The following is an 11933-nucleotide window of genomic DNA, read 5'->3' on the forward strand; positions in this document are numbered from 1 at the left end:
TTCTCAAAGCACCCAAAATACACAAAAAAGCCGGCTACCTCCCCTCATACAAGAAGAAATAACCGGCTCAAACAGCTCACAACTAGCTGCTCAACGCACGACGACGAGATACCTCATACAAAGAAATACCCACCGCCATCGACGCATTCAACGACTCCATCGCAGAATCAATAGGAATAGAAACAATCTGATCACAGTTCTCCGTCACCAAACGAGACAGACCCTTACCCTCAGAACCAACAACAATCATCAACGGCTCAGAAGCAAGCTCCAACTCAGGAAGAAGAATGTCTCCACCACCATCAAGACCAACGACAAAAACACCAGCATCTTTCGCCTGCTGAACAACACGAGTCAAATTCGTAGCCATCGCAACAGGAATACGAGCAGCAGCACCAGCAGAAGTCTTCCAAGCAGAAGCAGTCACAGCAGCAGAGCGACGCTCAGGAATAATCACACCATCACCAGAGAACGCCGAAACACTACGAATAATCGCACCCAAATTACGAGGATCAGTAATACCATCCAACGCAACAAAAAGAGGAGCAGAAGAAAGCTCACCAGCATGATGAGACTCCATCACCGACAAAACCAAATCCGTAGCATCAGGATACTTATACGGAGGAATCTGCAAAGCAATACCCTGATGAACAGAACCCTCCGTCAAACGATCCAACTCACCACGAGAAATCTCAAGCATCGGCAAATCAGCCTTATTCGCCAACGTCATAATCTCACGAACACGCTCATCAGCATCAATACGACTCATCACATACAAATGCTTCGCCGGAATATCCGTCTTCAACGCTTCCAACACCGCATTACGACCAGTCACTAACTCCTCGCTCGTACGCTTACCACCCAAACGAGGCTGCGGACGAGAATGCAAACCAACCTGACGACGCTCAGCCGCACGCTTCATCTTATACGCCTTATGATACGGACGATCCTCCGCCTTAGGAGTAGGCCCCTTACCCTCAAGAGACTTACGGTTCTTACCACCGGTTCCCTTAGTCGGACCCTTTTTCTTTGTCGTCGCTCCAGGACGACGCCCAGCCTTAGCCATAACTATTCCTCAATATCCTGCGTAGAAACCTCTACGACTTCACATCTATATATCCAATATATGCGCCCTGAGACAAGCAGAGAACATATCTATACCAAAACTAAAAAACTACGACAACGACCAAGTAGAACCTGAAGCCCCATCCTTAATCGTCACACCAGCAGCAGAAAGAGCATCACGAATCTCATCAGCGCGTGCCCAATCTTTTTGTTCCCGAGCAACAGAACGCTCAGACAACATGCCCTGAATCAACGAATCCAACGCAACCTCAGCAGCAGCCGAAGAACCCTGACCAGAGGCAGAAAAACTCATCAACGAACGAAGACCCAAAACATCAACCATCGTATAAACAGCAACAACGATAGAAGAAACATCCTCACCCTGAGCAAGAGCAGAATTACCGGCACGAACATACTCATGAACAACAGCTAGTGCACGAGGAATGTTCAAATCATCGTCCATTGCCTGAGCAAACTCTTCAGGAACCTCACCCAAACGATGCTCAGAAACAGTTGCAGCAAGAAACGCCTCAATACGTTCTACCGAAGCCGTAGCCTCTTCCAACGACGTCGGACGATAATCAAGCACTGAACGATAATGAGCCTGACCCAAATAATAACGAACAGCAAGAGCCCGCGCACTCTGAAGCATCTGCTCAGGAGAAACCGTATTGCCGATAGACTTCGACATCTTCTCACCCTCATAAGTGACCAGACCATTATGAAGCCAGAAATTCGCGAAAGCATCACCAGCAGCAGTAGACTGCGCCAACTCATTCTCATGATGAGGGAAACGTAAATCTAAACCGCCACCATGAAAATCAAAATGAGAACCAAGATAACGGCCAGCCATGGCAGAGCATTCCAAATGCCAGCCTGGACGACCACGGCCCCACGGAGAATCCCACGAAGCAGATTCCGGCTCACCCGCTTTGTAGCCCTTCCACAGCGCAAAATCACGAGGGTCACGCTTACCGCGAGGATCAGCATCAGCCGCATCTTGCATGTCATCAATATGCTGATGAGTCAACGCACCATAGCTAGGCCACGAACGAACATCAAAATATACGTCACCAGAATCATCCAACGCAGGATACGCATGGCCGGCAGCAATCAACCGCTCAATCAAGGCAAACATCTGCGGAATATGCCCCGTCGCTCGAGGCTCATAGGTTGGTGGGTCAATGCCAAGAGCATCATAGGCCTGCGCAAAAACCTTTTCATAACGATACGCTAAAGCCCACCAAGGCTCACAAGGGTACTCGCCCTCATAGTCCGCTTCAAAAGAGCGCGCAGAGTTCACAAGAATCTTATCGTCAATATCAGTGACATTACGAACCGTTGTCACCTGATAACCACGGTAGCGAAGCCACCGAGACAGCTGGTCAAAAACCAAGGCAGAACGCACATGCCCAATATGAGGGGCGCCCTGAACCGTCGCACCACAATAATAAAGCGACGCATGTCCGGGGCGGACAGGAACAAAATCTCGAATAGAAGCAGTAGCAGTATCGTAAAAACGCAAAGTCACTCCCTTAGTCTATGCAAAGCTGAGCAAAGGCGCACGTTTTAACCAACGACACCCCGCGATAAGTGTGAGTAGTTACTACCCGTTACTCTTTATCTGCAACGGAAGAAGACGGATACACCAATGCTGTAGCAATAGCGGCAATGCCTTCACCTCGACCTGTTAGCCCCAAGCCATCAGTCGTCGTAGCAGTAACCGTTACCGGTGCGCCAACCGCCTTCGAAAGAACGTCATGAGCCTCCTGACGACGAGGAGAAAACTTGGGACGGTTGCCTACCAGCTGAACCGCGATATTACCAATCTCAAAACCAGAAGAACGCACAATCCGTGCAGCTTCCTCCAACAAGAAAATGCCAGAAGCACCTTTGAGTTCCGGACGGTCGACCCCAAAATTTGACCCTAAATCCCCCGTACCGCTAGCAGAAAAAAGAGCGTCAGCAGCAGCGTGAGCCACAACGTCACCATCAGAATGACCCGATAGCCCAACTTCTCCATCCCACAACAGCCCAGCAATCCATAGTGGTGTCTGAGGGTCTGTGCTAAAAGCATGAACGTCAATACCAATCCCAGTACGAGGAATTATCATTCTAGACATCAATCTTTCTCTGAAACAGCAGATAACTCATCTGCAAGTTTTAACGCTGAAGCTAACGCCAAATCCTCAGCAACAGTAATTTTTAGTGAACGGAAATCACCAAGAACAGTTTTTACGGGGATACCGCACATTTCAGCAACAGAAGCGTCATCGGTAATCTCATCGCTTAAACCTTGTTCTTCAGCCTGCCGGTATGCGCCCAATAACGTTTTGAAATGGAAACCTTGCGGAGTCTGAACAGAACGCAACACAGAACGCTGCACAGTAGAACGCACGTAACCGTCTGCATCTACCGTCTTAATCGTATCGACAACCGGAAGAACGGGAATGACGGCAGCCTGCCCTGAAGATAATGACTGGCAGACCCGATGAAACACCTCAACAGGTGTAAAACTTCGTGCCGCATCGTGGATGAGCACGTGAGAAGGAGCGTCAGAAGAAAAGCCAGAACGCACGGGAGCATTGTCTAAAGCAGATAATGCTAAAGCAACAGACTCAGCACGGCTTGACCCGCCAGACACTGTAAGAGCACCATAATCAGCAGCAATGTTCGTCAGAGCAGTATCATCGGTCGGAACAGTAACAACGATACGTGAAGCAACACCAGAAGCATCAACGCCAGCTAGAGCCCACTCTAATAAGGTCTTGCCAGAATGTTGAACAGCAGCTTTAGGGATACCGTATCCAAGACGAGTACCAGAACCAGCGGCAAGAATGACGACGGCGAACGACGCTACTGGAGATGTTCCAGTAACGTCGTCCGCCATCTGAGAAAAACTATCGGTATTAGTCACAGCCATGAGCCTACCGGATAGAAAAGAATAAATATTCTAGATTTTTAGACGTCTTCGAGAATTTTATCGAGTTCTTTCTCAGCAGATTGTTCGTCAATATCTTTAGCCAAAGCGACCTCGGACGAAAGAATCTGACGAGCTTTAGCGAGCATACGTTTCTCACCAGCAGAAAGACCACGGTCGTTCTCACGACGCCATAAGTCACGAACGACCTCAGCAACCTTAATCACGTCGCCGGAAGCAAGTTTCTCAACATTCGCTTTATAACGACGAGACCAGTTTGCGGCTTCTTCAGTATCTTGAGCCTGCAGCACGTCAATAACTTCTTGCAAGCCGCGTTCGTCAACGACATCACGCATACCCACCATATCAACGTTCTCAGCAGGTACCTCAATCACAAGGTCGCCCTGAGCAACCTTGAGTTTTAAATACATTTTTTCTTCACCACGAATAGTGCGCATCTTAATTTCTTCGATTGTTGCAGCACCGTGGTGAGGGTAAACGACGGTTTCGCCAACCTCAAAAAGCATATGGATAAACCCCTTTCAGCTTAACTAGTCTATCATGGGAAGATTTAAGAACCACCAGAAGTAATTTTTAAGCCACAAAAACCTTATATTTAGCATTTATCCGCCTTTTCATCCGCCCTCCATTGAGCAGATACAGACGTTCCGTCGTTAAACCGTTAGACTGTATACGAAAGACCCTAATATTTTCAGTTGTATTGAGACACACACATTTACCTCAGCACAACGATTATGCTTCGTAACCATCAAGGAGTTCATGCCGTGAAGTTTGCCGTCTCCTCCACGCTCAAACGTGCAGTCGCTTGCACCACCATCGCACTTGCAGCGCTCACCACAACAGGCTGTGGATACATCTACACCCAGCCAACAACATTCCAATACTCACCCTCTGACGGCGTATCAGCAAACGTAGGAGACATTGCCGTACGTAACATTATGGTAATCGCAGAATCAGCAGACGCTGACGGGCGAGTTCTCGGAACTATCCTCAACAACGGCAAAGAAGACGCTACCGTCACCATCAACTTCCCTGCCGGTGCAGAAAACATCACCGTACCAGCAGGCAAAGAAATTCGTTTAGAAGATGAATCCCACAAACTCATCATCGACCCAGCTGGTGCTAACCCTGGACTCATGCTACTTGACGTAAAAGTCAGCTCCAACGGAAATAGCGAACCGGTAAACATTCCCGTACTTGACGGAACACTACCAGAGTACAAACCATTCGTTCCCAATGCCACAATGTCTAGCGCAAGCGCAACACCAGCAGAATCTAGCGGACACTAAAACACGGCACCACTTCTGTCATAAAAAGCTGGTGGGCACTCACATCACAGTGAATGCCCACCAGCTTTTTTATCTGCCTATTAAACCGTAAAACCTAAGACTCAAACTTATAGCCCAAGCCACGCACCGTCACAACATAACGGGGGGTTGAAGGATCTGGCTCAATCTTTGAACGAATACGCTTAATATGCACGTCAAGAGTCTTCGTATCTCCCACATAATTAGAGCCCCATACACGGTCAATCAGCTGAGAACGTGTCAAAACTCGACCAGCGTTACGTAAGAGCATCTCCAGAAGCTCAAATTCCTTCAACGGCATTGTTACCGTCTCACCGTCAACAGTGACGATGTGCCGTTCAACGTCCATACGCACAGGGCCAACTTCGACAGCGCTAGAAGCTTCTAACTCCTCACCGTCACCTTGACGACGCAACACCGCTCGTACACGAGCAATAAGCTCACGAGAAGAATAAGGCTTCGTCACGTAATCATCAGCGCCAAGCTCTAAACCAAGTACCTTATCAATCTCACTGTCTTTAGCAGTGAGCATAATGATAGGAACAGAAGACTGGGCACGTAGTTGCTTGCATACTTCCATACCCGACTGACCAGGAAGCATGACATCAAGAAGAACAAGATCTGCACCATTACGTTCAAACTCAACAACAGCGTCAATACCGTTATCAACGACCTGAACGTCGAACCCCTCACGGCCTAGCAAAAAGGCCAGAGGCTCGCTCAAGGCTTCTTCATCTTCAACAACCAAGATCCTAGCCATATAGTTATGTCCTTTACATTCAGAAAATATAGCTCTCAACAATGTTTGAGCCTCTACAAAAATTGTACGAGCACACCTCGTCTACGGCGCGGAGGTGACGCTCTCTGACCCCAATAAGTCATGCTCGGTTTGTTCATCAACCATCGGCAAAGACATCGTAAACGTAGATCCTTGCCCAACCTCTGACTCAAGAGATACCTCGCCACCATGCTGAGCCATCACGTGCTTGACAATACTTAGCCCCAAGCCTGTACCACCGGTCTGACGAGAACGAGCAGGGTCAATACGATAAAAACGCTCAAAGATACGGTCTTGTTCCTCGCGAGCAATACCATTGCCCTCGTCCGTCACAGAGATATAAATATTCTCTTCATCCTGACGGACAGAAACCGTCACATGCGTTGATTCGGGAGAATAACGTATAGCGTTCTCGATGAGGTTACGTAACGCAGTACCTAAAAGTTCAGGGTCTCCATGTACCAAGTGCTTAGCCCACCCCTGAGAACTCAACGTGATATTTTTACCCTCAGCCGTAATACGGTTTCTATCAATGGCACCGGTTATTAGGTCGTTGACGTCAACAAGCTGAGATTGACGCACCACATCAGCAGACTGCAACCGAGAAAGCTCAATAACATCTTGAACCAAAGAAGCTAAACGACGAGACTCTTTCTGTAACCGTTGTGAAAAATACTCTACTGATTCTGGGTCGTCTGAAGACGATTCGATGGCCTCTGCCATCAACCCAATAGCACCAACAGGTGTTTTAAGTTCATGAGAGACGTTGGCAACAAAGTCATTACGAATGGTTTGAACTCGAGCGATTTCGGTGCGGTCATCGGCAAGAACCAAAATATATTCATCGCGCAAAGGAGCAACACGTAAATCAATGACAAGAGTACTCTTAGTCGTTACTCCACGGATTAAAGATATTTCACGTTCTGCGATAGTACCACCGCTACGAGCCTGACGAATCATCTCAATCATCTCTTCACACACGATGGTGTGCCCACGGACCAGCCCTAAAGCGTATGCACCGGGTGAAGCTTGAACCACTCCGTCAACAGCATCAACCACCACATAGGCGCGACCAATTACGGCGAGCACTTCGGCAGCACCGTCTTGAATACTTGGCTCTTCAATATCTGCCCATTGCGCACGTTCACGGTCACTTTTAGTGACAGCCCACATGCTCAAGACACCAATTGCAAGACCAACCATAATAAAAATTAGAGCAATGAGGATAGGGTCCACAGACACCAGCTTATTCTTAACAGACGTAGAAGGAAAACTAGAAGAACATCAAAAGATGAATGTTCACCTGCAATTTCCCTTCCAGATAAAACGACGGCGCCCCTAGACAAGCTAGAGACGCCGAAGAAAACAATCTAGATATTATTTTTTGCCTTGGTTAGCAACAGCCTTAATTGCTTCAGCTGCAGCAGCAGGATCAAGATATTCACCAGCTTTAAGCGGTTGGAAATTCTCGTCCAACTCGTAGTACAGCGGAATGCCAGTAGGAATGTTCAAACCAGCGATGTCTTCGTCAGAGATACCTTCAAGATGCTTGACCAAAGAACGCAAGGAGTTACCGTGAGCTGCAACGAGAACAGTCTTACCAGAAGCTAGGTCTGGTTTAATGTCTGATTCCCAGTAAGGGAGCATACGTTCTAGAACGTCCTTGAGGCATTCGGTGCGAGGAGCGTTCTCGATATCAGCATAACGAGGATCGTTCGCCTGAGAGTACTCGTCGTTATCGTCGAGGGCAGGAGGCGGGACGTCATAAGAACGACGCCATGTCATGAACTGCTCTTCGCCGTATTTTTCGAGAGTTTCGGATTTGTTTTTGCCCTGTAGAGCACCGTAGTGACGCTCGTTCAAACGCCAGTTGCGTTTGACAGGAATCCACAGACGATCTGCAGCGTCAAGAGCGAGGTTTGCGGTATTGATAGCGCGACGTTGTAGAGAGGTGTGAACAACATCGGGAAGGATATTGCGCTCTTTGAGCATTTGGCCACCGCGTTGAGCTTCTGCTCGGCCCTGTTCGGTGAGGTTAACATCCACCCAACCGGTAAAGAGGTTGAGTTCGTTCCATTCGGACTGACCGTGACGGAGTAATACTAGTTTGTAAGTCATATCTCCATTGTTCCACTACTATCCACACATGCAAAGGTATTCCCACTTAAAAATCCCTAAAAGTTCTGGAAAATACGCGACGAACATCAAGAAAAAACACAAGAAATCTTATAAATGCACTAGTCAGCACATAATAGAGGGGTTTATGATGCGCGATAACAGCACATCATAAACCCCTCAGAATCTTTTTGCGTTTAGTTGTGTTTAATAGTCTTTATTGCGACGCACCGTAACAACCGGACGAACATCAGCCAAAAACACACCAGCCGCAATAGCCGCAAAAAGCTGGAAGAACAAATTAGGGACACCACCTTGAGACAAGGTCAAAAGAGCCAGAGCAGAAGCCAAGACGCTACCACCCGTTAAGGCGACCCAAAAAGTTTTAGTCCGCTTAAAAGCGCTTTGATAAGCATAGTCCGTAGCTCGAACAGCATCTAACAACGCCCATAAAGACAAACCAGCAACGACTAAAGCGAAAAGAGCAGATACGCCCCACTGAAAATACACAACAATAGATAGAGGACTCATACAACACAGCCTATCATTTGACTAAAACATCAAGAGCTTCACACAAATCAGCGTATAAATCATCAACATGCTCAATCCCCACAGATAAACGAATCAACGACTCAGGAATGCTCTCTGGTTCCGACGGATGACGACGGCGACGCTCCACCAAGGACTCCACACCGCCCAAACTCGTTGCAGGAGTCCACAACCGCAAACGCTCCGCCACCTGCTGAGTCTGCACCGCATCAGCGTCAAGAACAATACACAGTACAGCACCAAAACCATTCATCTGCTGGCGAGCGCGCTCATACCCAGCATCCTCCGGAAGCCCCGGATAACGCACCTGTGCGACAGCAGGATGCTTACTCAAACGCTGAGCCAGCTCCAGCGCATTATCCATAGAGCGTTCCATACGTAAAGACAATGTACGAATACCCCTCAACGCTAGCCATGCTTCCATTGGCCCAGCGATAGCGCCATGTAGCGTACGATAACGCAAAATAGCTTCCCGTAACGGCTGATGAGAAGTTACCGCAATGCCTAAAAGAACATCAGAATGCCCTGATAAATACTTCGTTGCAGAATGAACCACCACATCAGCGCCCAAAGCTAAAGGTTGCTGAACTAAACCTGTTGAAAAGGTATTATCCACCGCAGAAAGTACGCCAAGCCGTTGAGCAGCACTCAAAATCGTGGGTAAATCAGCGACTTCTAGCATCGGGTTAGTGGGACTCTCTAACCATAAAAGCGCTTCAGGAGCAGAATAATGAGGAGTTTTTCCAGCTAAATCATATTTTTGAGAGACTCTCTCTAAAGCATCAATCACTTCTTGAGTATTCTCAATATCTAAGCGAATCACCTCAGCAACACCACGGCGTTGCAAGTCTTCAGCGATTGTTGCTGAGCTCATGTATACGTGACGTGGAATCAGGATTGTTGCACCAGCAGGAACTAGATCCATAACCGCAGATATAGCTGCCATTCCTGACGAAAAGACAAGTCCAGGGAGAGATGCACCTTCAATACCAGCGACAACTTCTTCAAATCCGTTCCATGTGGGATTGTCAAAGCGTGCATACACTTTGTCGTGTTCAGGGTCTACAGTGCCTGCACCGCGATACGTCGAAGAAAAAATAACAGGAGGGTTTACCGGTGCATCGTGTTCTGGGGCTGGACGGCCGGCACTCACCACATATGTTGCTGAAGAAATGTCTTTTGCTGTACTCATACCCATTAGACTACGCTGAACATAACCATCCACGATAGTACGTACACTTTTTAACAGCAGAAAACATTTCTATTACTTACCGCAGAAGACACTTTTGAGCTAAGTACCTATTTCTATTGCTTTGATACTCTTATAAGCGTGAGCGAATCTCTAAACTATAGTGCACAGCACCGCGCAACAGGACATCTAGGTAACGGCATATTCGTTGTCTTTGAAGGTGGCGATGGTGCTGGTAAATCTACCCAAGTCAAACTTCTAGAGCAACGGCTACGCCAAGAAAACTACGATGTTATATGTACCCGTGAGCCGGGAGGCACCCCCATAGGAGAGAAACTGCGTCAGCTCGTCCTCGAACATACTGAAACAGCCATTGACGCACGGACCGAAGCGCTCATCTTTGCTGCATCACGTGCTGCGCATGCTCAACAGCTTATCCGTCCAGCCTTAGCAGAAGGTAAAATTGTGCTATGTGACCGATACATTGATTCCTCAGCTGTCTATCAAGGTATCGGGCGAGAACTTGGCCAAGAAAACATCACAAACCTTTCACTCTGGGCCACTGAAAACCTGCACCCAGATATTACGTTCCTTCTCGACCTGCCCTTAGAAAAAAGCCGACAACGCACTCATCGTCGCGGGCAGCAAGACCGTCTAGAAGCAGAGCCAGATAGCTTCCACCAAAAAATACAGCAAGCTTTCAACGATTTACCGCATTCTGCTTCAGCAAAAACACACCATTATGTGTGTATTGATGCGCAACAAGATATTGAACAGATGCACCAAAATATCTATGACCACCTCATCCGACATATTCAGGAGCAAGGATGAGTATCTGGGACACACTTATCGGGCAGCCAGAAGTCGTAGAGCAACTCCGCCAACAAGCACAATTAGAACGCCCTACACATGCTTGGCTTTTCACCGGACCACCCGGTTCAGGGCGCTCAACCGCCGCACGAGCTTTTGCAGCATCCTTACTCTGCGAAGAACCCAATACTCAGCTACGCGGATGTGGTGTATGCAAAACCTGCCATAGCGTTTTACGTGGCACCCACGCAGATTTGACGCACTTTTCTACTGAAAATATCAGCATCAAAATTGAGCAAGCACGAGAACTCGTCACCAAAGCTCAAGATAGACCTGCGGTAGGTCGCTGGCGCATTATCATCGTCGAAGATGCTGATAGGATGCCAGAAAGAACATCTAACGTTCTTCTCAAAGCTATTGAAGAACCGCCAGAACACACCATCTGGATTCTTTGTGCGCCCTCCCCCGTTGATGTTCTGGTGACGATTCGTTCTCGTTGTAGGCCTGTCACCCTACGAGTACCGGATCGGGAAGAAGTGGTTAAACTCCTTGCTGGTGTTGAGGGATACCCCGAAGCTCTTGCCCGTCATTGTGCGTCATTAGCACAAGGACATATTGGGGTTGCCCGCCATCTTGCACGATCAGATAAAGCACGTCAACGCCGTGAGCAGGTCGTGCGTATGCCTATTTTTCTCTCGTCTGTTCCAGCAGCAATGCATGCTGCTCAAGAGCTAGTAAACATCGCTCAAGAAGAAGCTGATCATACGTCAAAAGAACGACATGAACGAGAATTACAAGAACTTTTGAGAACTCTTGGAATAACAGAAGACGAAAAAATAACACCCAATGTTAAAGCTCAGATTCGTCAGTTAGAAGAAGAGCAAAAACGTCGTAGTCGGCGAATGGCTACCGACACGCTAGACCGTTTTCTGATTGATTTACAGACAGTATTTAGAGATGTGCTAACGATACAGCTTGGTACTGGTTCTGCACTGATTAATACTCACCTCACCGCAGAATTACATGATTATGCGCAACGAATGAGCCCAGAACAGGCACTCGGACATTTAGATACTTTGACGCTAACACGTAAACGTATTTCAACGAATGCTAGCGCAAAACTCGCTTTTGAAGCGATGATGTGTTCCTTTATTCAACGATAGTCAACCGTGTTATAGG

Annotated in this window: 13 protein-coding genes; 3 read left to right on the forward strand and 10 right to left on the reverse strand. The window is 47.8% G+C overall.

What is annotated here, in order from left to right:
• Positions 1 to 82: 82 nt before the first annotated feature.
• The 5 genes from rlmB to ACN08Z_RS06700 all read right to left on the reverse strand — a co-directional run bounded on the left by rlmB (position 83) and on the right by ACN08Z_RS06700 (position 4512).
• On the reverse strand, positions 83 to 1066 hold the full coding sequence (rlmB, locus tag ACN08Z_RS06680) for a 23S rRNA (guanosine(2251)-2'-O)-methyltransferase RlmB (protein ID WP_419103781.1): 984 nt from the start codon (positions 1064 to 1066) through the stop codon (positions 83 to 85).
• 108 nt (positions 1067 to 1174) lie between these two features.
• Entirely contained in the window at positions 1175 to 2596 is a 1422-nt protein-coding gene (cysS, locus tag ACN08Z_RS06685) for a cysteine--tRNA ligase (RefSeq protein ID WP_419103782.1), read from the reverse strand.
• A gap of 82 nt (positions 2597 to 2678) precedes the next feature.
• Complete coding sequence (ispF, locus tag ACN08Z_RS06690) at positions 2679 to 3179, reverse strand: 2-C-methyl-D-erythritol 2,4-cyclodiphosphate synthase (protein WP_419103830.1); 501 nt, start codon at positions 3177 to 3179, stop codon at positions 2679 to 2681.
• An 8-nt stretch (positions 3180 to 3187) separates the two neighbouring features.
• On the reverse strand, positions 3188 to 3982 hold the full coding sequence (gene ispD / locus ACN08Z_RS06695; protein WP_419103783.1) for a 2-C-methyl-D-erythritol 4-phosphate cytidylyltransferase: 795 nt from the start codon (positions 3980 to 3982) through the stop codon (positions 3188 to 3190).
• Between the two features lie 44 nt (positions 3983 to 4026).
• The gene (locus ACN08Z_RS06700; protein ID WP_419102392.1) at positions 4027 to 4512 is read right to left on the reverse strand and encodes a CarD family transcriptional regulator; all 486 of its coding nucleotides are present in this window, start codon (positions 4510 to 4512) and stop codon (positions 4027 to 4029) included.
• 258 nt (positions 4513 to 4770) lie between these two features.
• On the opposite strand from ACN08Z_RS06700, the gene ACN08Z_RS06705 reads away from it, so the two are divergent.
• Positions 4771 to 5295, forward strand: a complete 525-nt coding sequence (locus ACN08Z_RS06705; protein WP_419103784.1) for a hypothetical protein — start codon at positions 4771 to 4773, stop codon at positions 5293 to 5295.
• A 94-nt stretch (positions 5296 to 5389) separates the two neighbouring features.
• Here the strand turns inward: ACN08Z_RS06705 and ACN08Z_RS06710 are convergent, their stop codons facing one another.
• The 5 genes from ACN08Z_RS06710 to ACN08Z_RS06730 all read right to left on the reverse strand — a co-directional run bounded on the left by ACN08Z_RS06710 (position 5390) and on the right by ACN08Z_RS06730 (position 9947).
• On the reverse strand, positions 5390 to 6073 hold the full coding sequence (locus tag ACN08Z_RS06710) for a winged helix-turn-helix domain-containing protein (protein ID WP_419103785.1): 684 nt from the start codon (positions 6071 to 6073) through the stop codon (positions 5390 to 5392).
• A gap of 81 nt (positions 6074 to 6154) precedes the next feature.
• Positions 6155 to 7333: a sensor histidine kinase gene (locus ACN08Z_RS06715; RefSeq protein ID WP_419103786.1), complete on the reverse strand. Its 1179-nt coding sequence runs from the start codon at positions 7331 to 7333 to the stop codon at positions 6155 to 6157.
• A gap of 135 nt (positions 7334 to 7468) precedes the next feature.
• A complete protein-coding gene (locus ACN08Z_RS06720) occupies positions 7469 to 8209 on the reverse strand; it encodes a phosphoglyceromutase (RefSeq protein WP_419103787.1) in 741 nt (246 codons plus the stop codon).
• A 204-nt stretch (positions 8210 to 8413) separates the two neighbouring features.
• Complete coding sequence (locus ACN08Z_RS06725) at positions 8414 to 8737, reverse strand: DUF2516 family protein (RefSeq protein WP_419103788.1); 324 nt, start codon at positions 8735 to 8737, stop codon at positions 8414 to 8416.
• Positions 8738 to 8750: 13 nt separating this feature from the next.
• Positions 8751 to 9947: a trans-sulfuration enzyme family protein gene (locus ACN08Z_RS06730; RefSeq protein ID WP_419103789.1), complete on the reverse strand. Its 1197-nt coding sequence runs from the start codon at positions 9945 to 9947 to the stop codon at positions 8751 to 8753.
• 138 nt (positions 9948 to 10085) lie between these two features.
• Between ACN08Z_RS06730 and tmk the strand changes: the two genes are divergently transcribed.
• Positions 10086 to 10775: a dTMP kinase gene (gene tmk, locus ACN08Z_RS06735; RefSeq protein ID WP_419103790.1), complete on the forward strand. Its 690-nt coding sequence runs from the start codon at positions 10086 to 10088 to the stop codon at positions 10773 to 10775.
• Positions 10772 to 11917 carry a DNA polymerase III subunit delta' gene (locus ACN08Z_RS06740; RefSeq protein ID WP_419103791.1) on the forward strand — a complete coding sequence of 382 codons (1146 nt, stop codon included), beginning with the start codon at positions 10772 to 10774 and terminating at the stop codon, positions 11915 to 11917. Before tmk ends, ACN08Z_RS06740 begins: the two co-directional genes overlap by 4 nt.
• The last annotated feature ends 16 nt before the right edge of the window (positions 11918 to 11933 follow it).

Origin of the sequence: Rothia sp. P7181 (assembly GCF_048513015.1) — a bacterium.
Lineage (GTDB): Bacteria > Actinomycetota > Actinomycetes > Actinomycetales > Micrococcaceae > Rothia.

Bases quoted from the DNA above. Each gene is read 5' to 3' on its own strand.
- ACN08Z_RS06740 (WP_419103791.1), top strand. From the start codon at position 10,772: ATGAGTATCTGGGACACACTTATCGGGCAGCCAGAAGTCGTAGAGCAA.
- ACN08Z_RS06725 (WP_419103788.1), bottom strand. From the start codon at position 8,737: ATGAGTCCTCTATCTATTGTTGTGTATTTTCAGTGGGGCGTATCTGCT.
- ACN08Z_RS06700 (WP_419102392.1), bottom strand. From the start codon at position 4,512: ATGCTTTTTGAGGTTGGCGAAACCGTCGTTTACCCTCACCACGGTGCT.
- rlmB (WP_419103781.1), bottom strand. From the start codon at position 1,066: ATGGCTAAGGCTGGGCGTCGTCCTGGAGCGACGACAAAGAAAAAGGGT.
- ACN08Z_RS06710 (WP_419103785.1), bottom strand. From the start codon at position 6,073: ATGGCTAGGATCTTGGTTGTTGAAGATGAAGAAGCCTTGAGCGAGCCT.
- ACN08Z_RS06720 (WP_419103787.1), bottom strand. From the start codon at position 8,209: ATGACTTACAAACTAGTATTACTCCGTCACGGTCAGTCCGAATGGAAC.
- ispF (WP_419103830.1), bottom strand. From the start codon at position 3,179: ATGATAATTCCTCGTACTGGGATTGGTATTGACGTTCATGCTTTTAGC.
- ACN08Z_RS06730 (WP_419103789.1), bottom strand. From the start codon at position 9,947: ATGAGTACAGCAAAAGACATTTCTTCAGCAACATATGTGGTGAGTGCC.